This is a genomic window from Pseudomonas sp. NPDC008258 (assembly GCF_042956345.1).
Lineage (GTDB): Bacteria > Pseudomonadota > Gammaproteobacteria > Pseudomonadales > Pseudomonadaceae > Aquipseudomonas.
Genome location: NZ_JBIBGE010000035.1, coordinates 44,702 through 67,266 on the forward strand (window position 1 = coordinate 44,702; position 22,565 = coordinate 67,266).

The 22,565-nt window shown below is 63.5% G+C and carries 24 protein-coding genes; 22 read left to right on the top strand and 2 right to left on the bottom strand.

Annotated features, from left to right (window positions below):
* Window positions 1-11 precede the first annotated feature (11 nt).
* From ACFY9W_RS23910 to murB, 7 genes are read left to right on the top strand one after another with little or no spacing between them, the layout of a single operon-like run.
* Entirely contained in the window at window positions 12-647 is a 636-nt protein-coding gene (locus tag ACFY9W_RS23910; protein ID WP_028614013.1) for a MotA/TolQ/ExbB proton channel family protein, read from the top strand.
* On the top strand, window positions 644-1,078 hold the full coding sequence (locus ACFY9W_RS23915) for a biopolymer transporter ExbD (RefSeq protein ID WP_012271149.1): 435 nt from the start codon (window positions 644-646) through the stop codon (window positions 1,076-1,078). Before ACFY9W_RS23910 ends, ACFY9W_RS23915 begins: the two co-directional genes overlap by 4 nt.
* Complete coding sequence (lpxK, locus tag ACFY9W_RS23920; RefSeq protein ID WP_391135613.1) at window positions 1,078-2,079, top strand: tetraacyldisaccharide 4'-kinase; 1,002 nt, start codon at window positions 1,078-1,080, stop codon at window positions 2,077-2,079. Before ACFY9W_RS23915 ends, lpxK begins: the two co-directional genes overlap by 1 nt.
* 44 nt (window positions 2,080-2,123) lie before the next feature.
* Complete coding sequence (locus ACFY9W_RS23925; RefSeq protein WP_003247142.1) at window positions 2,124-2,309, top strand: Trm112 family protein; 186 nt, start codon at window positions 2,124-2,126, stop codon at window positions 2,307-2,309.
* Complete coding sequence (gene kdsB / locus ACFY9W_RS23930; protein WP_391135618.1) at window positions 2,306-3,070, top strand: 3-deoxy-manno-octulosonate cytidylyltransferase; 765 nt, start codon at window positions 2,306-2,308, stop codon at window positions 3,068-3,070. The genes ACFY9W_RS23925 and kdsB overlap by 4 nt, the downstream gene beginning before the upstream one ends.
* Entirely contained in the window at window positions 3,070-3,534 is a 465-nt protein-coding gene (locus ACFY9W_RS23935) for a low molecular weight protein-tyrosine-phosphatase (RefSeq protein ID WP_391135621.1), read from the top strand. The genes kdsB and ACFY9W_RS23935 overlap by 1 nt, the downstream gene beginning before the upstream one ends.
* Window positions 3,531-4,550: a UDP-N-acetylmuramate dehydrogenase gene (gene murB / locus ACFY9W_RS23940; RefSeq protein WP_391135624.1), complete on the top strand. Its 1,020-nt coding sequence runs from the start codon at window positions 3,531-3,533 to the stop codon at window positions 4,548-4,550. The genes ACFY9W_RS23935 and murB overlap by 4 nt, the downstream gene beginning before the upstream one ends.
* A gap of 304 nt (window positions 4,551-4,854) precedes the next feature.
* Here murB and rne read toward each other — a convergent pair whose 3' ends face one another.
* On the bottom strand, window positions 4,855-8,157 hold the full coding sequence (gene rne / locus ACFY9W_RS23945) for a ribonuclease E (protein WP_391135627.1): 3,303 nt from the start codon (window positions 8,155-8,157) through the stop codon (window positions 4,855-4,857).
* Between the two features lie 797 nt (window positions 8,158-8,954).
* On the opposite strand from rne, the gene rluC reads away from it, so the two are divergent.
* The 3 genes from rluC to ACFY9W_RS23960 are packed head-to-tail and all read left to right on the top strand — an operon-like array spanning window position 8,955 to window position 11,585.
* Window positions 8,955-9,911, top strand: coding sequence for a 23S rRNA pseudouridine(955/2504/2580) synthase RluC (rluC, locus tag ACFY9W_RS23950; protein ID WP_025754829.1), 957 nt, complete (start codon window positions 8,955-8,957; stop codon window positions 9,909-9,911).
* A 3-nt stretch (window positions 9,912-9,914) separates the two neighbouring features.
* Window positions 9,915-10,589, top strand: a complete 675-nt coding sequence (locus ACFY9W_RS23955) for an HAD-IA family hydrolase (protein WP_391135631.1) — start codon at window positions 9,915-9,917, stop codon at window positions 10,587-10,589.
* A 6-nt stretch (window positions 10,590-10,595) separates the two neighbouring features.
* A complete protein-coding gene (locus ACFY9W_RS23960; RefSeq protein ID WP_391135634.1) occupies window positions 10,596-11,585 on the top strand; it encodes a S49 family peptidase in 990 nt (329 codons plus the stop codon).
* 135 nt (window positions 11,586-11,720) lie between these two features.
* Here ACFY9W_RS23960 and ACFY9W_RS23965 read toward each other — a convergent pair whose 3' ends face one another.
* On the bottom strand, window positions 11,721-12,299 hold the full coding sequence (locus ACFY9W_RS23965; protein WP_391135637.1) for a Maf family nucleotide pyrophosphatase: 579 nt from the start codon (window positions 12,297-12,299) through the stop codon (window positions 11,721-11,723).
* A gap of 96 nt (window positions 12,300-12,395) precedes the next feature.
* Between ACFY9W_RS23965 and ACFY9W_RS23970 the strand changes: the two genes are divergently transcribed.
* From ACFY9W_RS23970 to ACFY9W_RS24025, 12 genes are all read left to right on the top strand, one after another.
* Window positions 12,396-12,923 (top strand): YceD family protein, encoded by a 528-nt coding sequence (locus tag ACFY9W_RS23970; protein ID WP_391135639.1) that lies wholly within the window; start codon window positions 12,396-12,398, stop codon window positions 12,921-12,923.
* A 13-nt stretch (window positions 12,924-12,936) separates the two neighbouring features.
* Window positions 12,937-13,119: a 50S ribosomal protein L32 gene (gene rpmF / locus ACFY9W_RS23975; protein ID WP_003247154.1), complete on the top strand. Its 183-nt coding sequence runs from the start codon at window positions 12,937-12,939 to the stop codon at window positions 13,117-13,119.
* A 3-nt stretch (window positions 13,120-13,122) separates the two neighbouring features.
* Complete coding sequence (plsX, locus tag ACFY9W_RS23980) at window positions 13,123-14,133, top strand: phosphate acyltransferase PlsX (RefSeq protein WP_391135644.1); 1,011 nt, start codon at window positions 13,123-13,125, stop codon at window positions 14,131-14,133.
* A 252-nt stretch (window positions 14,134-14,385) separates the two neighbouring features.
* Entirely contained in the window at window positions 14,386-15,324 is a 939-nt protein-coding gene (gene fabD / locus ACFY9W_RS23985; protein ID WP_391135647.1) for an ACP S-malonyltransferase, read from the top strand.
* Window positions 15,325-15,339: 15 nt separating this feature from the next.
* Window positions 15,340-16,080 carry a 3-oxoacyl-ACP reductase FabG gene (fabG, locus tag ACFY9W_RS23990; protein ID WP_172229537.1) on the top strand — a complete coding sequence of 247 codons (741 nt, stop codon included), beginning with the start codon at window positions 15,340-15,342 and terminating at the stop codon, window positions 16,078-16,080.
* A gap of 203 nt (window positions 16,081-16,283) precedes the next feature.
* Window positions 16,284-16,520 (top strand): acyl carrier protein, encoded by a 237-nt coding sequence (gene acpP / locus ACFY9W_RS23995; RefSeq protein WP_012271163.1) that lies wholly within the window; start codon window positions 16,284-16,286, stop codon window positions 16,518-16,520.
* Between the two features lie 189 nt (window positions 16,521-16,709).
* A complete protein-coding gene (fabF, locus tag ACFY9W_RS24000) occupies window positions 16,710-17,954 on the top strand; it encodes a beta-ketoacyl-ACP synthase II (protein ID WP_391135652.1) in 1,245 nt (414 codons plus the stop codon).
* Window positions 17,954-18,769 carry an aminodeoxychorismate lyase gene (pabC, locus tag ACFY9W_RS24005; RefSeq protein ID WP_391135656.1) on the top strand — a complete coding sequence of 272 codons (816 nt, stop codon included), beginning with the start codon at window positions 17,954-17,956 and terminating at the stop codon, window positions 18,767-18,769. Before fabF ends, pabC begins: the two co-directional genes overlap by 1 nt.
* Before the next feature lie 4 nt (window positions 18,770-18,773).
* Entirely contained in the window at window positions 18,774-19,958 is a 1,185-nt protein-coding gene (gene mltG, locus ACFY9W_RS24010) for an endolytic transglycosylase MltG (protein WP_391135659.1), read from the top strand.
* 9 nt (window positions 19,959-19,967) lie between these two features.
* Window positions 19,968-20,600, top strand: coding sequence for a dTMP kinase (tmk, locus tag ACFY9W_RS24015; RefSeq protein ID WP_391135662.1), 633 nt, complete (start codon window positions 19,968-19,970; stop codon window positions 20,598-20,600).
* Window positions 20,593-21,579 carry a DNA polymerase III subunit delta' gene (locus tag ACFY9W_RS24020; RefSeq protein WP_391135665.1) on the top strand — a complete coding sequence of 329 codons (987 nt, stop codon included), beginning with the start codon at window positions 20,593-20,595 and terminating at the stop codon, window positions 21,577-21,579. The genes tmk and ACFY9W_RS24020 overlap by 8 nt, the downstream gene beginning before the upstream one ends.
* A gap of 30 nt (window positions 21,580-21,609) precedes the next feature.
* Window positions 21,610-22,392, top strand: a complete 783-nt coding sequence (locus tag ACFY9W_RS24025; RefSeq protein ID WP_221101093.1) for a TatD family hydrolase — start codon at window positions 21,610-21,612, stop codon at window positions 22,390-22,392.
* Window positions 22,393-22,565: the final 173 nt, after the last annotated feature.

The following is a 22,565-nucleotide window of genomic DNA, read 5'->3' on the forward strand; positions in this document are numbered from 1 at the left end:
GGGCGTTTACTGTGTGGGAATTGGTCAAGTCCGGTGGTTGGATGATGCTGCCGATCATTCTGAGTTCCATCGCTGCCATGGCTATCGTCGTCGAACGCCTGTGGACCCTGCGCGCCAGTCGCGTCACCCCGCCGCACCTGCTGGGCCAGGTGTGGATGTGGATCAAGGACAAACAGCTGACCAGTGACAAGCTCAAGGCCCTGCGCGCCGATTCGCCGCTGGGTGAAATCCTTGCCGCAGGCCTGGCCAACTCGCGTCACGGTCGCGAAATCATGAAAGAGTGCATCGAGGAAGCCGCCTCGCGCGTCATCCACGAACTGGAGCGCTACATCAGCACCCTCGGCACCATCGCCGCCATGGCCCCGCTGCTGGGCTTGCTGGGCACCGTGCTGGGCATGATCGACATCTTCAGCGCCTTCATGGGTTCGCAGATGACCGCCAATGCGTCCGTGCTGGCCGGTGGTATCTCCAAGGCCCTGGTTACCACCGCAGCTGGCCTGATGGTCGGTATCCCGGCAGTGTTCTTCCACCGCTTCCTGCTGCGCCGCATCGATGAGCTGGTGGTGGGTATGGAGCAGGAGGCGATCAAGCTGGTGGAAGTGATCCAGGGCGACCGTGAAGTGGAAGTGGCCGGAGGCAAGGCGTGAAGTTCCGGCGCAACCGCCAGCGGGAGAACGTCGACATCAACCTGGCGTCGCTGATCGACGTGGTGTTCGTCCTGCTGCTGTTCTTCGTGGTCACCACCACCTTTACCCGCGAGACTCAGTTGCGTGTCGAACTGCCCGAGGCTGCCAGCGCCGAACAGGCGCCGGCCGATCAGGGCAAGCTGGTGGAAATCACAATCAGCGCCGAGGGCGTGTACTCGGTGAACAATCACCTGCTGCCCAAGAGCGACCTGGCTACCTTGAGCGAAGCCATCGAGCGTGAGTCGGGCGGCGACAACAAGCTGCCGCTGGCCATCAGCGCCGACGGCAAGACCCCGCACCAGGCTGTGGTCACTGCAATGGATGCTGCCGGCAAGCTCGGTTTCAGCCAGTTGCGCATGACCACTGTCGAGGCGGCCCAGGGCACGCCTTGATGGCTTTCGCCGACCGTTTGCTTGCTGCCTGGTATGCCGGGCACCCGGCCCTGGCGTTGCTGCGCCCGCTGGAGGCGCTGTACCGCCGCGTGGTCATGCGCAAGCGGGCACGCTTTCTCAGTGGCGAAAGCGCCAGCTATCGGGCGCCCGTGCCGGTCATCGTGGTGGGTAACATCACTGTCGGGGGCACCGGCAAGACGCCAATGATTCTCTGGCTGATCGAGCACTGCCGCCAGCAGGGGCTAAAGGTAGGCGTCGTCAGCCGCGGCTATGGCGCCAAACCGCCGCAGTTGCCTTGGCGCGTGCGGGCTGACCAGGCTGCCGATCAGGCCGGTGACGAGCCGCTGCTGATCGTGCAGCGCACTGGTGTGCCGCTGATGATCGACCCCGACCGCTCCCGCGCCGTGCAGGCGTTGCTGGCCAGCGAACCGCTCGACCTGATCCTGTGCGACGACGGCATGCAGCACTACCGGCTGGCCCGCGACCTGGAGCTGGTACTCATCGATGCCGCCCGCGGCCTGGGCAATGGCCGCTGCCTGCCGGCAGGGCCCCTGCGAGAGCCCGTCGAACGCCTGCAGGGCGCCGATGCGGTGCTGTTCAATGGCGCCAGCGCAGACCGCGTCGACGGGTTTGGCTTCTGCCTGCAGCCGTCCGCCCTGGTCAACCTGCGCAGTGGCGAACGCCGCGCGCTTGACCACTTCCCCGCAGGCCAGCGCCTGCACGCGGTGGCCGGTATCGGCAACCCGCAACGTTTCTTCAATACCTTGCTGGGGCTAAACTGGCAGCCGGTGCCGCACCCCTTCGCCGACCATGCACAGTTCAGCGCCCAGAGCCTGGCCTTCAGCCCGCCGCTGCCGCTGGTGATGACCGAGAAGGATGCGGTGAAATGCCGGGCCTTCGCCGCTGACGACTGGTGGTACCTGGCCGTCGAGGCGCAGCCCACACCGGCTTTCAGCGCCTGGTTCGACAGCCAGTTGCAGCGCCTGCTGCACAAGCCCTGAGCCCGTTTTCATTTTCCGGCCACCCGGCCTAAAGGAAGCCATCAATGGACACCAAACTGCTCGATATCCTGGCCTGCCCGATCACCAAAGGCCCGCTCAAGCTCAGCGCCGACAAGACCGAGCTGATCAGCAAGGGCGCCGGCCTGGCCTACCCGATCCGCGACGGCATCCCGGTCATGCTGGAAAGCGAGGCGCGTACCCTGACCGACGACGAGCGCCTGGACAAATGAGCCTGGACTTCACGGTAGTGATTCCCGCCCGGCTACGTTCCACGCGTTTGCCGGGCAAGCCGCTGCTGGCGATTGCCGGTAAGCCGATGGTGCAGCATGTGTGGGAGCAGGCGCGTAAAAGCGCTGCCAGCCGCGTGGTCATCGCCACCGACGACGTCACCATTCTTGAAGCCTGCCAGGCCTTCGGCGCCGAAGTGCTGATGACCCGTGCCGACCATGAATCGGGCACCGACCGCCTGGCCGAAGTGGCCGCACACCTGGGCCTGCCGGCTGATGCCATCGTGGTCAACGTGCAGGGCGACGAGCCGCTGATTCCGCCGGTCATCATCGACCAGGTGGCGGCCAACCTGGCTGCGCATCCAGAGGCTGGCATCGCCACCCTGGCCGAGCCCATCCATGCACCGGAAACCGTGTTCAACCCTAATGCGGTCAAGGTCGTCAGTGACAAGAACGGCCTGGCCCTGACCTTCAGCCGTGCGCCGCTGCCCTGGGCCCGCGATGCCTTTGCCAAGGACCGCAACGTGCTGCCGGAAGGCGTGCCATATCGCCGTCACATCGGCATGTACGCCTACCGCGTCGGCTTTTTGCAGGACTTCGTTGGCTGGGGCCCATGCTGGCTGGAGCAAACCGAAGCGCTGGAGCAATTGCGAGCCCTGTGGCACGGCGTGCGCATTCACGTCGAGGACGCCATCGAGGCGCCTGCCGTGGGCGTGGATACCCCCGAAGACCTGGAGCGCGTAAGGCGCTTGCTGGAGGCTTGATGCGCGTCCTGTTCGTGTGCCTGGGCAACATCTGCCGCTCGCCCACCGCCGAAGGCGTTTTACGCCATCAATTGCAGGCTGCGGGGCTGGCTGACCGGGTGCAGGTGGCGTCTGCCGGCACTGGCGACTGGCATGTCGGCAAGGCGCCCGACAGCCGCACTTGCAAGGCTGCGCTGGCGCGTGGTTACGACCTGTCGCAGCAGCGTGCCCAGCAGGTCAAGGCGGCGCACTTTGCCGAGTACGACCTGATCCTGGCCATGGACGAGAGCAACCTGCGTGACCTGCGCGCCCTGCGCCCGCACACGGCGGCAGGCGAACTCGACTTGTTCCTGCGCCGCTACGGTTGCGCACTGGATGAAGTGCCGGACCCTTACTATGGCGGCGCCGACGGCTTCGAGCAGGTGCTCGACCTGGTCGAGGCGGCGTGCCAGGCGCTGGTGCTGGAAATCAAGGGGCGGCTATGACGGTACAGTGGCAGGAGCAGGTATCGCTCAAGCCTTACAACACCTTCGGCATCGACGTGAAGGCGCGCTATTTCAGCCAGGCGCGGGATGACCAGCAGGTGCGCCAGGCGCTGAGCCATGCCCATGAGCAGGGCTTGCCGCTACTGGTGATCGGTGGCGGCAGCAACTTGCTGCTGACCCGTGACATTGATGCATGGGTGCTGCACATGGCCAGCCAGGGTCGCCGCGTACTCAGCGACGATGGTGAGCGCGTGGTGATCGAGGCCGAGGCTGGTGAGCCCTGGCACCCGTTTGTGCAGTGGACACTGGCGCAGGGCTGTTGCGGCCTGGAAAACCTCAGCCTGATCCCCGGCACCGTGGGCGCTGCGCCGATGCAGAACGTGGGCGCTTATGGGGTAGAGATCAAGGACGTGTTTGCCGGCCTGACGGCCCTGGATCGCGAAACCGGCGAGCTTCGCGACTTCGGCTTGGCCGAGTGTGCCTTTGGTTACCGAGACAGCCTGTTCAAGCGCAACCCGGGGCGTTGGTTGATCCTGCGCGTGCGTTTTGCCTTGAGCCGCACCTTGCAGGCCCATCTCGATTACGGCCCGGTGCGCCAGCGCCTGGCAGAGCAGGGTGTGACCGAACCGACTGCGCAAGCGATCAGTGATGCCATTTGCAGTATTCGCCGCGAAAAGCTGCCCGACCCGGCGCAGCTCGGCAATGCCGGGAGCTTCTTCAAGAACCCGGTGGTGTCGGTTGGCCTGGTCGAGCGTATTCGTGCGCAGTACCCGGGCGTGGTGGCTTATCCCCAGGCCGATGGCCAGGTGAAGCTGGCGGCGGGCTGGTTGATCGAGCAAGCAGGCTGGAAGGGCTACCGCGAGGGGGATGCGGGTGTGCATCGCTTGCAGTCGCTGGTGCTGGTCAACCATGGCCAGGCGAGCGGGGCGCAGATGCATGCGCTGGCTCAGCGCATTCAGGCCGATATCCTGGAGCGGTTCGGGGTTGAGCTGGAGATGGAGCCTAACCTTTACTGATTCATTGTCTGCATCGGCCTCTTCGCGGCTAAAGCCGCTCCCACAGGCATGGCGTTAACCTGAAGCCAGCATAGTTTCTGTGGGAGCGGGCGTGCCCGCGAAACAGGCAGCGCAGTGGATGGCACCGGCTTTGCCGGTGTTCGCGGGCTTGCCCGCTCCCACAGGAACTGCATCAGGCCTGAAGGTGGTGAATCCCCTGTGGGAGCGGCTTTAGCCGCGAAGAGGGCGGTGCAGGCCAGGCACCCACCCAAGAAAAAGCCCCGCCAGTTCGCACTGGCGGGGCTTTTTCATTCAGCCTTGGCTATCAACCGTGATGAGGCTTGTGCTCATCGGCGGCTTCCAGGGCTGGCTCTTCGGTGGCAGCAGCTTCCTGCGCGGCTTTGGCGGCAGCCTCGGCCTCACGCTTGCGGCGGCGCACTTCACGCGGGTCGTTCGGCGCACGGCCGTTGGCCAGCATGACAGTGGCAGGTTCTACCGCTACCGGGGCTTCGACCGGCGCCGGCTCGACTGCCACAGGTGCAGGCTCGGCCACCACTTCTGGCTGGGCTTCAACAACCGGTGCAGGCTGCTCGACAACCGGAGCGGCTTCGACCACGGCCGGAGCCTGCTCGATTTCACCGGCTTCGACCACCGGCGCCTGCGCTGGCTCTTCGGCAACCACTACCGGCTCAGCGGCAGGTGCTGCTTCGATGACCGGCTGCGGAGCGACCTCAACCACTGGCGCAGCAGTGACTTCGGCCACGACTACCGGTTCGCTGACAGGCAGCTCGACCACTGGGGCCACGGCCACTTCTTCAGCCTTGGCGACAGCTTCGACCTGCTCGACCTTTTCAGCCTGTTCAACCGGCTGGGCGGCTTCGCTGTTGTCGGTTTCTGCTGTTGCAGCGACTTCAGCGGTGGCGCGCTCGGCCTGCTGGTTGGCCTGGGCTTCGGCGTCGGCGCTGATGTTGCTGCTGGCGACAGCGGCAGTCACCGCCAGGCCGGCAGCCAGTTCGGCGCCCAGCTCGGTGGCCTGGTGCTGTTGTGGTTGCTCTTCGCTGCCTTCTTCTTCGCTGCCGTCGATCAGCTCGCCATTGGCGTTGCGCTGGCGCTCACGACGGTTGCTGCGACGACGCTGGCCACGGGAGCGGCGGCGCGGACGCTCGCCATCGGCACCTTCCTGCTCGTCTTGCAGCAGTTCTTCGTTTGGCAGTTGCTCTTCGGCCAGTTCCGCAGCCTGCTCGGCCGCTTCCTCGGCTACGCGTGGCTGACGCTCTTCGCGTGGTGGGCGCGGGGCGCGTTCTTCGCGTGGGGCACGCTCTTCACGAGGTGCGCGTTCTTCGCGTGGGGCACGCTCTTCACGAGGTGCGCGTTCTTCGCGTGGAGCACGCTCTTCACGAGGTGCGCGTTCTTCACGTGGGGCACGCTCTTCGCGAGGTGCGCGTTCTTCACGTGGAGCACGCTCTTCGCGGGGTGCGCGTTCTTCGCGTGGGGCACGCTCTTCGCGGGCTACACGCTCTTCACGCGGCTGGCGCTCTTCGCGTTCGGCTGGCGGGGTGGCGTCCAGCGGCTCACGCAGTTCACGTACACGCTCTTCGCCACGGTTACTGCGGCGGTCTTCGCGTGGCTGGCGTGGTGCGCGTTCTTCACGCGGTGCACGCTCTTCGCGAGGTGCGCGTTCTTCACGTGGCGCACGCTCTTCACGCGGGGCACGTTCTTCACGTGGCTGGCGCTCTTCACGTGGCGCACGCTCGGCGCGCTCTTCGCGCGGCTTGCGTTCTTCGTCGCGGCGGCCGTTGCGGTTGCGGCTCTGCTGGCGGCCGTTGCGGCGTTCTTCGTTGCGTGGGCGGTCGGTGGCTGGCTTTTCGGCGGTGGTGACAACCGGCGCAGGGGCAGGCTCTTCCTTGCCGGCGAACAGGCTGACCAGCGACTTCACCAGGCCCTTGAACAGGCTCGGCTCCGGGGCGCTCGGGGCAGGGGCCGCTGGCGCAACAGCTTGTGGCTCTTCCTCGCTGGCCGGTACCGGCGCATTGGCGCGGGCCGGGGCAGTCTTGACTGCGGCTTCCTGGCGAACCAGGGTGCGGGTGGCGCTCGGCTGCGTGGGCTCTTCGGCCTCGGTGGCGGCGATTTCGTAGCTGGACTGGTTGTTCAGCACTTCCGGGTTGTCGTCGCGCAGGCGCTGGACTTCGAAGTGCGGGGTTTCCAGGTGGTCGTTCGGCAGGATGATGATGCGTGCGCGGGTGCGCAGTTCGATCTTGGTGATCGAGTTGCGTTTCTCATTCAGCAGGAACGCAGCTACCGGGATCGGCACTTGTGCACGGACTTCGGCGGTGCGGTCCTTCAGCGCTTCTTCTTCGATCAGGCGCAGGATGGCCAGCGACAGCGATTCGACGTCACGGATGATACCGGTACCGGAGCAGCGTGGGCAGACGATGCCGCTGCTTTCGCCCAGCGAAGGACGCAGCCGCTGACGGGACATTTCCAGCAGGCCGAAGCGCGAAATGCGGCCAACCTGCACGCGAGCGCGGTCGGCTTCCAGGCATTCGCGAACGCGCTCTTCAACGGCACGCTGGTTTTTCGCCGGGGTCATGTCGATGAAGTCGATGACGATAAGGCCGCCGATGTCACGCAGGCGCAGCTGGCGGGCGATTTCCTCGGCCGCTTCCAGGTTAGTCTGCAGGGCGGTTTCTTCGATGTCGCTGCCTTTGGTGGCGCGCGCCGAGTTGATGTCGATGGACACCAGGGCCTCGGTCGGGTCGATCACGATCGAGCCGCCGGACGGCAGGTCGACCACGCGCTGGAAGGCGGTTTCGATCTGGCTTTCGATCTGGAAGCGGTTGAACAGTGGCACGCTGTCTTCGTACAGCTTCACCTTGCTGGCGTACTGCGGCATCACCTGGCGGATGAAGGTCAGGGCTTCTTCCTGGGCATCGATGCTGTCGATCAGCACTTCGCCGATGTCCTGGCGCAGGTAGTCGCGGATGGCGCGGATGATGACGTTGCTTTCCTGGTAGATCAGGAACGGCGCAGCGCGGTCCAGGGACGCTTCCTTGATGGCGGTCCACAGTTGCAGCAGGTAGTCGAGGTCCCACTGCATTTCTTCGCTGCTGCGGCCAAGGCCGGCAGTGCGCACGATCAGGCCCATGTCGCCAGGAACGGTCAGGCCGTTCAGGGCTTCGCGCAGCTCGTTGCGCTCTTCGCCTTCGATGCGACGGGAAATGCCACCGGCACGCGGGTTGTTGGGCATCAGCACCAGGTAGCGGCCGGCCAGGCTGATGAAGGTGGTGAGGGCGGCGCCTTTGTTGCCGCGCTCTTCCTTCTCGACCTGGACAATGACTTCCTGGCCTTCGCTGAGCACTTCCTTGATGTTGACGCGGCCTTCAGGGGCCTTCTTGAAGTACTCGCGGGAGATTTCTTTCAGCGGCAGGAAGCCGTGACGTTCGGAGCCGAAGTCGACGAAAGCGGCTTCGAGGCTGGGTTCGATGCGGGTGATCTTGCCTTTGTAGATGTTGGCCTTTTTCTGCTCACGCGCGCCGGACTCGATGTCCAGGTCGTAGAGGCGTTGGCCGTCCACCAGTGCTACACGCAACTCTTCGGGTTGAGTCGCGTTAATCAGCATTCTTTTCATGTTGTACCGTCGGTTTCCGGGCTGCCGGAAACGGCGTTCGGCACACACGACGTCTCATGGTCGGTGCCAAGGTGCGCAAAGGGTGGCCGGGCCACCCCCGTGTCGAGCAACGTTCGGCACCAGCCGGTTGCCCAGCCTGCCGTTGTCGCGACGACGCGTCCTGTTTGCTGCGGTGCCAACAAGCCCCGGTGGCTTCGAATTGGAATCCGAATCAACCAAGCGGGCCTGGTGCACTCAGTCAGGAGGAGGAATCAACCGTCAGCCGTGGACGCCCGGGGGCATCTGTTCAGGACCTTATCCGCTCGCCGGCCATTGTACTGGGCCGGTGGCCGGACGCGGTGCTACACGGTCCGAGGGCTGTGCATCTCCACCCTGCACGTATCCCTGATAATTCGGGTGCTGCCGCGCGCTGAATCCGCAACGGGTTGCATTTTTCGCCAGTGCAGATACTGCACTGGCGCCATTCATGTCCAAGGCAGGTATTTCCGAAGCATTCGCCGTGCGTTGCGTGGAAGCGACGGGGCGGGCAGAGGTACGGCGAAAAGAATCGGGTAAGCAGGTGAAACACCGCACTTGTCGTTTTTTTTCGGTCTTCTCTACACGGCGCTGGTGGCGATTCCAGACAATTCGGTAAACTGGCGAAAACCCCGTAGGACGGCCTCGCGTCCTGGAGAATTGCGTTGGTCAGGGCCGGCTAGGAGCCTGGTGCCGCTGGCCTGCCGCTTTTGGCGGCGTTCGCGACTATAGCAGCAATGATTAAGTGCTTCAATTCCATAAAAAATTGTTATGATCCCGCCATGACGACCAATACCCCTCCGACTTCCGGCGTTCAGCTGATCGAAGTCGCGCCGGAACTTGCCGGCCAACGCATCGACAATTTCCTTATCACGGCCCTCAAGGGCGTGCCCAAGACCTTGGTCTACCGCATCCTGCGCAAGGGTGAAGTGCGGGTCAACAAGGGGCGCGTCAAGCCCGAGTACAAGATCCAGGCGGGCGACATCGTGCGGGTGCCGCCCGTCCGTCTGCCAGAGCGTGACGAGCCGGCGCCGGTTGCCCAGGGCCTGCTGCAGCGCCTGGAAGCCGCCATTGTCTACGAAGACAAGGCACTGATCGTGATGAACAAGCCGGCCGGCATTGCCGTGCATGGCGGCAGCGGCCTGAGCTTTGGCGTGATCGAGGCGCTGCGCCAGCTGCGCCCGGACGCCAAGGAACTGGAGCTGGTGCACCGTCTGGACCGTGACACTTCCGGGCTTTTGATGATCGCCAAGAAGCGCAGCATGCTGCGCCACTTGCATGCTGCCTTGCGCGGTGATGGTGTCGACAAGCGCTACATGGCGCTGGTGCGCGGCCATTGGCCAACTTCGAAGAAGCAGGTAAATGCCCCGTTGCTCAAGAGCAACCTGCGCTCCGGCGAGCGCATGGTCGAAGTGAACGAGGAGGGCAAGGAGGCGCTGACCCTGTTCCGCGTGCTGCGCCGCTTTGGCGAGTTCGCCACCATTGTCGAGGCGCGCCCGATCACCGGCCGTACCCACCAGATCCGCGTGCACACCCTGCATGCCGGGCACATGATTGCCGGCGACAGCAAGTACGGCGATGAAGACTTCAGCCGCGAGATTCGCGAGCTGGGCGGCAAGCGCCTGTTCCTGCATGCCTACGCGCTGACCGTGCCGCTGCCGGACGGTGGTGAGCTGAAGCTCGAAGCGCCTGTGGATGAGGTATGGGCAAAAACCGTTGAGCGTTTGAGTGCATCCTGACCTATGAAAAAAGGCTATGAGCTACTGATCTTCGACTGGGACGGCACGCTGGCCGATTCAATCGGGCGCATCGTCGAAGCCATGAATGCCGCCGCCGAGCGTGCCGGCGAGGCGCAAAGCAGCGATGAGGCGGTAAAGGGCATCATCGGCCTTGCCCTGGGCGAGGCGATCCACACCCTGTACCCGCACCTGGCGCCTGCGCAGGTCGAACGCTTCCGTCAGCACTATGCCGATATCTACATGGCGCTGGATCAGCAGCCTTCGCCGCTGTTCGAGGGGGTGGTCGAGTCGCTCGATGCCTTCCGCGTCGAGGGTTACCGCCTGGCCGTGGCCACCGGCAAGGCGCGCCGCGGCCTGGATCGGGTGCTCAAGGCCAATGGTTGGGAGCAGTTCTTTGACATCACCCGTGCTGCCGACGAGACGCGTGGCAAGCCGCACCCCTTGATGCTTGAAGAAATCCTCGGCCACTGCGGCGTCGAACCCGGGGGTGCGCTGATGGTCGGAGATTCGGCGTTCGACCTGCAAATGGCCAGCAATGCCGGCATGCATTCGGTGGCGGTAGGCTATGGTGCCATGTCGCTGCAGGCGCTGGCCGAATTCGGCCCGCAGGTGTGTATCGATCATTTTTCCCAGCTGCGCGAGTGGCTGGGTGGTTCCGCAATTCCCTTTCCAAGGTAGGTGAGCATGGCAGACGAATGGAAGGCCCCCGAGGTCGAGCCTGAGGAGCGCGAAGAGCGCAAAAGCTGGAAGCTGCTGGAAAAGACCTTGCTGGCCAGTGTGCAGGAGCAGCGCCGGTCGCGGCGCTGGGGCATCTTCTTCAAGCTGCTCACCTTCGTCTATCTGTTTGGCATCCTGGCGTTGTTCTCGCCACTAATGGATATGGACAAGGCTGCCTCGCGCAGCGCCAGCCATACCGCGCTGGTGGAGGTGCGTGGGGTGATTGCCGATCAGGAGGCTGCCAGTGCTGACAATATCGTCAAGAGCCTGCGCGAAGCGTTCAAGGACAGCAAGACCAAGGCTGTGGTGATGCGCATCAACAGCCCGGGTGGCAGCCCGGTGCAGGCAGGGTATGTGTATGACGAAATCCGCCGCCTGCGTGCCGAATACCCGGCCATCAAGCTGTATGCGGTAATTTCGGACCTTGGCGCTTCCGGTGCCTATTACATTGCCAGTGCGGCGGACGAAATCTATGCCGATAAAGCCAGCCTGGTGGGCTCGATTGGTGTGACCGCGGCCGGTTATGGCTTTGTCGGCACCATGGAGAAGCTGGGTGTGGAGCGGCGCTCCTACACCTCGGGTGAGCACAAGGCCTTCCTTGACCCGTTCTCGCCGGAAAAGCCTGAAGAGACGCGGTTCTGGCAGGGTGTGCTGGATACCACCCACAACCAGTTCATCGCCATGGTCAAGCAGGGGCGTGGTGAGCGGTTGAAGGACAAGGAGCATCCGGAGCTGTTCAGTGGCCTGGTGTGGTCGGGTGAGCAGGCCAAGGAGCTGGGTTTGGTGGATGGGCTGGGCAGTGCCAGCTACGTGGCGCGTGAGATCGTTGGCGAGAAGGAGCTGGTGGATTTCACCGTGCAGGAATCGCCATTTGACCGCTTCTCCAAGCGTGTGGGTGCCAGTGTTGCTGAGCACCTGGCGATGTGGATGGGCTTCCAGGGCCCGCAGCTGCGCTGATTCGGTTTTCTCGGGGGCGCTGTGCGCCCCTTCGCGGGCATGCCCGCTCCCACAGGTTTTTGCATGCTTCGGGCTGTGCGCTATCTCTGTGGGAGCGGGCGAGCCCGCGAAGGGCTGCAAGGCAGCCCCAAAGCCTCAGGGAACCACCACGCCTTCCTTGGTCAGCATATCTACCAGCCGAATCAGTGGCAGCCCGATCAGGCTTGTCGCATCGCACCCGTGTGTGCTCTGAAACAAACTCACCCCTAATCCCTCCGCCTTGAAGCTCCCCGCGCAATCCAGCGGCTGTTCCGCCGCCACATAGCGCTCCACCCGCTCGCGGCTCAATTCGCGCATCGTGACCGTAAACGGCACGCAATCCACCTGGCATTGCCCGGTGGCGCTGTTCAATAGCGCCAGACCGGTCAGAAAGCTCACCTGCTGCCCGCTGCACTCCAGCAGCTGCTCGCAAGCCCGCTCGAAGGTATGCGGCTTGCCCAGCACCTGTTCGCCCAGCACGGCTACCTGGTCCGACCCGATGATCAGATGCCCGGGATGGCTGCCGGCCAAGGCCTCGGCTTTTTGCCTGGCCAGGCGGCGTACCAGGTCAACGGCTGGCTCGTCTCCCCGGCGCTGCTCGTCTATATCGGGGCTTGCCCAGGTGAAGGGCAGGCGCAGGCGGGCGAGCAGTTCGCGGCGATAGGTAGAGCTGGAAGCCAGTAACAGAGGAAGCATGGTAGACTCCTGAATCAGTTGAACAAATTCTATCACGCACGATGCCGCCTAATTTCCTTTGACAGGGGCGGGGGGCATCCCTAGAATGCTGCGCCTATGTTGAATGACCCGATTCCACCTCACGTTGACCCGCGCAAATTGGCCGATCGTGGCGTAACCCTTAACGGTTCGCTGCAACTCGCTGATTTGGAAAGACTCTGCGACCCGCTTTCCGACAATGTCGGTACGGTGCAGGCGAAGTTCGATTTTGAACGAGATGAACAGCACGTGGTGGTTATCCACACCGAGCTGAGCGTCGAGGTCAAGATGGTTTGCCAGCGTTGTCTTGAGCTGGTCACCCTGCCGATCCAGAGCGAATGTACATACGCTGTGGTGAAGGAGGGTGCGAATACCCAGTCGTTGCCGAAAGGCTATGACGTGCTGGAACTGGGCGAAGATCCTTTGGATCTGCAGGCGCTGGTCGAGGAGGAGCTTTTGCTCGCCTTGCCAATCGTGCCTGCTCATCATCCGGAAGAATGCCAGCAGCCGGCGGGCGCAGACGAGCCCGAATCGAGCAAGGACGAGGTATCGCGGTCCAACCCGTTCAGTGTTTTGGCGCAGTTAAAGCGTGACCCAAACGTTTAGGAGTTAATCAATTATGGCTGTTCAGCAGAACAAAAAATCCCGCTCTGCCCGTGACATGCGCCGTTCGCACGACGCCCTGTCGGAAAACGCGCTGTCGGTAGAGAAAACCACCGGTGAAGTACACCTGCGCCACCACGTTTCGCCAGAAGGCGTATACCGTGGTCGCAAAGTGGTCGACAAGGGCGCTGACGAGTAATCCTTGTCCGCTCAGATCATCGCGATCGACGCAATGGGCGGGGACTTCGGTCCCCGCAGCATTGTCCAGGCTAGCATTGCCTGCCTTTCTGCTACTCCCTCGCTGCACCTGACCCTCGTCGGTCAACCTTCCCTCCTTGAAGAGCTTCTCGGCGGCCTTGCTGCTGCGGATCGCGCGCGCCTGCAGATTGTCGCCGCCAGTGAGGTGATCGGTATGGACGAGCGGCCATCCCAGGCGCTGCGTGGCAAGCCGGACTCGTCGATGCGCATCGCCCTCGAACTGGTGCGTGATGGCAAGGCCCAGGCCTGCGTCAGTGCTGGTAATACCGGGGCGCTAATGGCGCTGTCACGCTTCGTGCTCAAGACCTTGCCGGGTATTGACCGGCCAGCCATGGTGGCGGCGATCCCGACCCAGGCAGGCTACTGCCAGTTGCTCGACCTGGGTGCCAATGTTGATTGCAGTGCCGAAAACCTCTATCAGTTCGCGGTGATGGGCTCGGTGGCCGCGCAGGCCCTGGGTGTGCATCGGCCGCGCGTGGCGTTGCTGAACATCGGTACCGAGGACATCAAGGGCAACCAGCAGGTCAAGCTGGCCGCCAGCTTGTTGCAGAACGCCCGAGGGCTCAATTACGTCGGCTTTGTCGAAGGTGATGGCCTGTACCGTGGCGAAGCTGATGTGGTGGTGTGCGACGGGTTTGTCGGCAACATCCTGCTCAAGTCCAGCGAAGGGCTGGCTACGATGATTGCTGCGAGAATCGAGCAGTTGTTCAAGGGCGGTATTTTGTCGCGGGCGGCCGGGGCGATGGCCATGCCGCTGCTCAAGCGGCTGCAGGCAGACCTGGCGCCGGCGCGGCACAATGGGGCGAGCTTTCTGGGGTTGCAGGGCATTGTGATCAAAAGCCATGGCTCTGCGGGTGTACAAGGCTTCCAGAGCGCCATCCAGCGGGCGTTGATCGAGATTCAGGAAAACCTGCCGCAGCGCTTGCATGGGCGGCTGGAGGACCTTCTGCCTTAGCCGGTGCCGGCCCTTTCGCGGGCTTGCCCGCTCCCACAGGTGCCGCGCAGTCTTCGGGTTTGTGACAATCCTGTGGGAGCGGGCAAGCCCGCGAAGAGGCCGCTACAGGCAAACGAAGACCTTGGGCATATCGCCAATGAAGTGCTTAAATGTGACCGCTTGGTCTGCGTCTCCATCCAAGCTTTCAGATTCCGCGCCCGGCCCAAGGCCAGGCGCACCCTATCCGACGACAAGATCATAAGGGCTTGTTCAATGTCTGCATCCCTCGCATTCGTCTTCCCCGGTCAAGGTTCCCAGTCGCTGGGCATGCTCAAGGAACTGGGCGCCGAAAAGCCGGTGATCGTTGAGACCTTCAAGGAAGCCTCCGACGCTCTGGGTTACGACCTGTGGAAGCTGGTCCAGGAAGGCCCGGAAGAACAACTCAATCAAACCGACAAGACTCAGCCTGCGATCCTCACCGCTTCCATCGCGCTGTGGCGCCTGTGGCTGGAGGAGGGCGGCGCCAAGCCGGCTTTCGTTTCCGGTCACAGCCTGGGCGAATACAGCGCCCTGGTTGCCGCTGGCAGCCTGTCGCTGAAAGATGCCGTGCGCTTGGTCGAGCGTCGCGGTCAGCTGATGCAGGAAGCTGTCCCGGCCGGCCACGGCGCCATGGCCGCGATCCTTGGCCTGGATGACGCCGTGGTGGTCGAGATCTGTGCCAAGGCGGCCGAAGACGAAGTGGTCAGCGCGGTGAACTTCAATTCGCCTGGCCAGGTTGTGATTGCTGGCAACAAGGCTGCGGTGGATCGTGCCATGGAGCTGTGCAAAGAGGCTGGTGCCAAGCGCGCCCTGCCACTGGCGGTCAGCGTACCGTCGCACTGTGCCCTGATGAAGCCGGCTGCCGATCGTTTCGCCGATTCGGTCAATGCCATTGAATGGAAGGCCCCGCAGATTCCGGTGGTGCAGAACGTCACTGCCGCTATTGCTGGCGACCTCGATGAGCTCAAGCACTACCTGCTGGCACAGCTGCACCAACCAGTGCGCTGGGTCCAATGCGTACAAACCTTGGCCGCCAACGGTGCGGTCAACCTGGTCGAGTGCGGCCCGGGCAAGGTCCTGGCTGGCCTGAACAAGCGTTGCGCCGACGGCGTGACCACCTACAACCTCAATACCCCTGACGCCGTTGCCGCCACCCGTGCGGCACTGGCCTGATTTGGAGAAGCTTGCATGAGCCTGCAAGGTAAAGTTGCACTGGTCACCGGCGCCAGCCGTGGCATTGGCCAGGCCATCGCCCTCGAACTGGGCCGCCAGGGCGCGACCGTGATCGGTACTGCCACTTCGGCGTCCGGCGCCGAGCGCATTGCTGCCACCCTGAAGGAACACGGCATTGCCGGCACCGGCATGGAGCTGAACGTGACCAGCGCCGAATCGGTTGAAGCAGTACTGGGCGCCATCGGCGAGCAGTTCGGCGCGCCGGCCATCCTGGTCAACAACGCCGGTATCACCCGCGACAACCTCATGCTGCGCATGAAGGACGACGAGTGGTTCGACGTGATCGACACCAACCTGAACAGCCTCTACCGTCTGTCCAAGGGCGTGCTGCGTGGCATGACCAAGGCACGTTGGGGCCGTATCATCAGCATCGGCTCGGTCGTGGGTGCCATGGGTAACGCTGGCCAGGCCAACTACGCCGCCGCCAAGGCTGGCCTGGAAGGCTTCAGCCGCGCCCTGGCGCGTGAAGTGGGCTCGCGTGGCATCACCGTCAACTCGGTGACCCCAGGTTTCATCGACACCGACATGACCCGCGAACTGCCAGAAGCGCAGCGCGAAGCCCTGCAAACCCAGATTCCGCTGGGCCGCCTGGGCCAGGCCGACGAAATCGCCAAGGTGGTTTCGTTCCTGGCATCCGACGGTGCAGCCTACGTCACCGGCGCTACCGTGCCGGTCAACGGCGGGATGTACATGTAACACTGCAACTCAATGTGACGGATTTCGTAAAAAAAGAGTCATACTGCGAGCCTAAAATCCGTTATAAAGCTGCAACCAGATTCCAGGCAGCGGGTGGGGTGGCTAGTGTGAAGGTGCGTTTCGCTTGAAATGCGAACGTCTTTCTATAAAATTAGCCACCGGCCAGCTGCCTGACATATGTCCATTAGGAGTGAAAACTAGGTATGAGCACCATCGAAGAACGCGTCAAGAAAATCGTCGCCGAGCAACTGGGCGTGAAGGAAGATGAAGTGACCAACGAGAAGTCCTTCGTCGATGACCTGGGTGCCGATTCGCTTGACACCGTTGAGCTGGTGATGGCTCTGGAAGAGGAATTCGAGACCGAAATCCCTGACGAAGAAGCCGAGAAAATCACTACCGTTCAAGCTGCTATCGACTACGTCAACAGCCACAAGGCCTAAGACGCTGTAGTCGTCGCTTCTTGACGAGAAAAACCGCACTGCCTTTGCCGGCGTGCGGTTTTTTCTTTGCGAACGCCGTGCTTTTTGGCGGGGCTGCTTCGCTCACTGCGCACCAAGAGCCTGTTGCCATTCCATTCCTGCGCTTGAATGTAATCGCAAGAGACTCTGTTATTAGAAAAGGAGAGTACTGTGTCGCGTAGACGCGTCGTGGTCACCGGTATGGGTATGCTGTCGCCACTGGGTACCGATGTACCGAGCACCTGGCAGGGCATTCTGGCTGGCCGCAGTGGCATTGGTCCGATCGAGCATACGGACCTGTCTGCCTACTCCACCCGTTTTGGCGGCTCGGTGAAAGGCTTCGAGGTCGAGCAATACCTGTCGGCCAAAGAGGCCCGCAAGCTCGACCTGTTCATCCAGTACGGCCTGGCGGCCGGTTTCCAGGCGGTGCGCAATGCCGGCCTTGAGGTTACCGACGCCAACCGTGAGCGCATTGGCGTGGCGATGGGGTCGGGCATCGGTGGTCTGACCAACATCGAAGAAACCAGCCGCACCCTGCACGATTCGGGGCCGCGCCGTATTTCGCCGTTCTTCGTGCCGGGCTCGATCATCAACATGATCTCTGGCTTCCTGTCGATCCACCTGGGTTTGCAAGGGCCGAACTACGCCATCGCTACCGCGTGCACGACGGGTACCCATTGCATCGGCATGGCCGCACGCAATATCGCCTACGGTGAGGCCGACGTCATGATCGCCGGGGGTGCCGAAATGGCTGCCTGTGGCCTGGGCATGGGCGGCTTCGGCGCTTCGCGTGCGCTGTCCACCCGCAATGACGAGCCAAGCCGGGCCAGCCGCCCGTGGGACAAGGGCCGTGACGGCTTCGTGCTGTCTGACGGTGCCGGTGCCCTGGTGCTCGAAGAGCTGGAGCACGCCAAGGCCCGTGGTGCGACCATCTATGCCGAGCTGGTTGGCTTTGGCATGAGCGGTGACGCTTACCACATGACTTCGCCACCCGACACCGGTGAAGGCGCTGCCCGCTGCATGGCCAACGCCCTGCGCGATGCGGGTATTCAGCCGGAAGACGTGAGCTACATCAATGCCCACGGTACCTCGACCCCCGCGGGCGACGTGGCCGAAGTGGCTGCGATCAAGCGCGTGTTCGGTGAGCATGCCTACAAGCTGGCGGTCAGCTCGACCAAGTCGATGACCGGTCACCTGCTGGGCGCTGCCGGCGCGGTGGAAGCGATCTTCAGCGTGCTGGCGATCAACAGCCAGATGGCGCCACCCACCATCAACCTGGACGAGCCGGACGAAGGCTGCGACCTCGACTTCGTGCCGCATCAGGCGCGCAGCATGCCGATCGACGTGGTGTTGTCCAACTCGTTCGGCTTTGGCGGCACCAACGGCTCGCTGGTGTTCCGCCGGTTCGCCGGTTGATGCACAGCTGGGTCGATGGCCAGCCGGCGACTGCGCTCAACCTGCAGAACCGCGGCCTGGCCTACGGTGATGGCCTGTTCGAAACCATCGCCGTGCGCGGCGGCCGGCCCAGCTTGCTGGACGGCCACCTCGCACGCCTGGCGTTGGGCTGCCAGCGCCTGGCGATCAGCGCCGACCTGGCGCTGGTGCGCGACGAGCTTCTGCGCTATGCCAGCCAGCTCGGTGAAGGTGTAGCCAAGCTTATCCTTACCCGTGGCGACAGCCAGCGTGGCTATGCACCGGTTGCCGGTGCTGCGCCGCGGCGCATCCTGCAGGGCAGTCCGTTACCCAGCTACCCTGTCGAGCATGCCGAGCACGGTGTGCGTTTGTTCCCTTGCCAGACCCGGCTTGGGGAACAACCGCTGCTGGCCGGGCTCAAACACCTCAACCGCCTGGAGCAGGTGCTGGCCCGTGCCGAATGGCAGGACAGCGACCACGCCGAAGGCCTGATGCGTGACGGGCAGGGCAGGGTAATCGAAGGGGTGTACAGCAATCTGTTCCTGGTGCGTGATGGCGTGCTGCTGACCGCCGACCTCAGCCGCTGCGGTGTGGCAGGAGTAATGCGCGCAGCCTTGCTGGAACAGGCCGTACAGTTGGGCATCCCGGCGCAGGTCTGTGACCTGCCGTTTGAAACGCTGGAGCAGGCAGATGAAGTATTTGTTTGCAACAGCGTTTACGGCATTTGGCCCGTGCGTGGCGTAGCCGGGCTAAACTGGTCGTCTGGCCCGCTCACCCGTAAACTGCAGGCCGTTGCCCGTACGTTACTGGAAACCTGAATTCGTGAGACGTAAATTCCTGCTGCTGCTGGAAATGGGCTTGATCCTTGCCGGCCTGGCGCTTGGCTGGTCGGCCTGGAAGGTCAACTCGGTCCTGGAGCAGCCCTTGCACGTCACGCAGGAACGCCTGCTCGATGTGCCCAATGGCACCACCCCCAACCGCATGTTCTATCGCATGCAACAAGAAGGGTTGCTCGAGGACGCCTTCTGGTTGCGCTTGTACTGGCGCTTCAACATGGCTGGCACCCCCCTGCACACCGGTGAGTACCGCCTTACCCCTGGCATGACTGTCGAGCAGCTGTTCGATGCCTGGCGCCGTGCTGACGTAGTGCAGTACAACCTTACCCTGGTCGAAGGCTGGACCTTCCGCCAGGTGCGCTCGGCCGTGGCCAAGCATGAAAAGATCAAGCACACCCTGGATGGCCTGTCGGATTCCGAGGTGATGGACAAACTTGGCCATACCGGTGTGTTCCCCGAAGGGCGATTCTTCCCGGACACCTACCGCTTCGTGCGTGGCATGAGCGATGTGGAGTTGCTGCAGCAGGCCTACATGCGCCTGGACGAAGTGCTGGCCAAGGAATGGGCCGAGCGCACCACCGACCTGCCCTATCGCGACCCCTATCAGGCATTGATCATGGCTTCGCTGGTGGAAAAGGAAACCGGTATCCCCCAGGAGCGTGGGCAGATTGCCGGCGTGTTCGTGCGGCGCCTGCGCCTGGGCATGATGCTGCAGACCGACCCCACGGTGATCTATGGCATGGGCGAGCGCTACAACGGCAAGATCACCCGCGCCGATCTGCGCGAGCCAACCCCTTACAACACCTATACCATCACCGGGCTGCCGCCGACCCCGATTGCCATGGTCGGCCGTGAGGCCATTCACGCAGCGCTCAACCCGTCGGATGGCACCAGCCTGTACTTTGTCGCCCGAGGCGACGGCAGCCATGTGTTCTCCGACGACCTCGACGACCACAACTCGGCGGTGCGTGAGTTCCAGCTCAAGCGTCGCGCAGACTATCGCTCCAGCCCCGCACCGCAGCAAGACGCGCAGCCGGACGAACAGCCGCAAGCGCCGCCAGCGGAAGATGAGCCGGCTGCGCAACCAGCACCCGATGAGCCACCTGTGCAGGACGCCCCTGCCGGCGGCGCGCAAGCGGCCGAGCGGCCGGCGCCTGTCGAACAACATTAAGGACTGCCTGTGAGCGGCTTGTTTATTACTTTGGAAGGCCCCGAAGGCGCGGGTAAGAGCACCAATCGCGACTACCTGGCCGCGCGCTTGCGCGAGCAGGGCCTGGACGTTGTACTGACCCGCGAGCCCGGCGGTACGCCGTTGGCGGAAAAGGTCCGCGAGCTGCTGCTGGCGCCCAGCGAAGAAACCATGGCCGCCGACACCGAGCTGTTGCTGGTGTTTGCTGCGCGCGCACAGCACCTGGCGCAGGTGATCCGGCCAGCCCTGGCCCGCGGGGCCGTCGTCTTGTGTGATCGTTTCACAGATGCAACCTATGCCTACCAGGGTGGTGGCCGTGGTCTGTCGGTGGAGCGCATCGCTGCCTTGGAACAATTCGTCCAGGGCGACCTGCGCCCGGGACTGACCCTGGTGTTCGACCTGCCGGTCGAAGTGGGCCTGGCCCGCGCCGCCGCCCGCGGTCGCCTGGACCGCTTCGAGCAGGAAGGCCAGGCCTTCTTCGAGGCTGTGCGCCAGGCCTACCTGCAACGAGCCCGACGCGAGCCGCAACGGTACAGCCTGCTTGACGCTGCTCAATCCCTGGAGGCCGTGCAGCGCGCCATTGACGCACTGTTGCCTGGCATCGTGGAGCGTTGCCGTGGCTGAGGCCTACCCCTGGCAGCAGGCACTCTGGCAGCAGCTGGCCGGTCGCAGCCAACACGCCCATGCCTACCTGTTGCACGGGCCGCGTGGCATCGGCAAGCGGGCCTTGGCCGAGCGCCTGATGGCCCGTTTGCTGTGCCAGCAGCCCCAGGGGCTGGACGCTTGCGGTGGGTGCAAGGCCTGCCTGTTGCTCAAGGCCGGCAGCCACCCCGACAACTTCATCCTCGAGCCTGAGGAAGCCGACAAACCGATCAAGGTCGACCAGGTGCGTGAGCTGGTGGCCTTCGTGGTGCAGACGGCCCAGATGGGTGGGCGCAAGGTGGTGTTGATCGAGCCGGTGGAGGCGATGAACGTCAACGCCTCCAATGCACTGCTTAAAAGCCTCGAAGAGCCTTCTGGCGATACCGTTTTGCTGCTGGTCACGCACCAGCCCAGCCGCCTGTTGCCAACCATCAAGAGCCGCTGCCAACAGGTCGCCTGCCCGCAGCCCGGCCTGGCCCAGAGCCAGGCCTGGCTGGCTGAAGCGTTGCCGGGCAGTGACCAGGCCGAACGGGACGAGCTACTGACGTTGGCCGCCGGATCGCCCTTGATGGCAGTCAGCCTGCAGGCACAAGGTGTGCGTGAGCAGCGTGCGCTGGTCGCCGAGGGTGTGAAGAAACTGCTCAAGCAGCAGCAGTCACCCAGCCAACTGGCCGATGCCTGGAACGGTGTGCCGCTGTTGTTGCTGTTCGACTGGTTCTGCGATTGGTCGCACCTGATCCTGCGCTACCAGTTGACCCAGGACGAGGAGGGGTTAGGCTTGGCAGATATGCGCAAGGTGCTGCAATACCTGGCGCAGAAGAGTCGTCAGGCCAAGGTGCTGGAGGTGCAGGCCTGGATCCTGGATCAGCGCCAGAAGGTGCTGGGCAAGGCCAACCTCAACCGCGCCCTGCTGCTTGAATCGCTGCTGGCTCATTGGCTGCAACTGCCGGGTGTCCGCTGATTTCCATTTTTTCATGTGTGCCGTTATCCCATGCTCGTAGATTCCCATTGCCACCTCGACCGACTTGACCTGAGCGCCCACCAGGGCTCCCTCGATGCTGCCCTGCAGGCAGCGCGTGAGCGTGGGGTCGGACATTTCCTGTGTATTGGTGTCAGTGCTGAAAACGCAGGCGCAGTGAAGGCGTTGAGCGAGCAGTACGCCGATGTCGATTGCTCGGTGGGCGTGCACCCGCTGGACCTGGCGCCGGGTGAAACACCTGCGCTGGAATGGCTGCTGCGCGAGCTGGCCCACCCGCATGTGGTGGCCATCGGCGAAACCGGGTTGGACTACCACTACGAGCCGGAAGCCGCCGAATTGCAGCAGGCCTCGTTCCGCTTGCACCTTGAGGCTTCGCGGCAGACCGGCAAGCCAGTGATCGTGCATACCCGGGCGGCGCGTGCCGATACCCTGGCGCTGCTGCGCGAGGCCAGCTTGCCGCAGGCTGGCGTGCTGCATTGCTTTACCGAAGATTGGGACATGGCCAAGGCGGCGCTGGACCTGGGGTATTACATTTCGTTGTCTGGCATCGTGACCTTCCGCAATGCCGATGCCCTGCGCGAAGTGGCCCGGCAGGTGCCGGTCGACCGGTTGCTGGTGGAGACCGATTCGCCATACCTGGCGCCAATACCGCACCGGGGCAAGCCGAACCTGCCGCAGTATGTGCGGGAAGTGGCGGAATATGTGGCTTCGTTGCGCGGGGCCAGTTATGAGCAGTTGGCGGAGCAGACTACAGCCAACTTCAAGCGGTTGTTCCCGTTGGCGCGGGTAGCTTGATAGCGTACGAGCCTGAGCGCTCTTGCTCTTGCTTCGGCTTTTGTTTTTAAGTGCGCGATAGCCCAAGCGACGCCGATTGCGACTTCAGGAGGCCGAGCGAAGGGATTGCGGAGGGAGGTGACGGGCATGGATGCCCGTCAAGCGCTGAGGCCCCATGGATGGGGCCTGCAGCG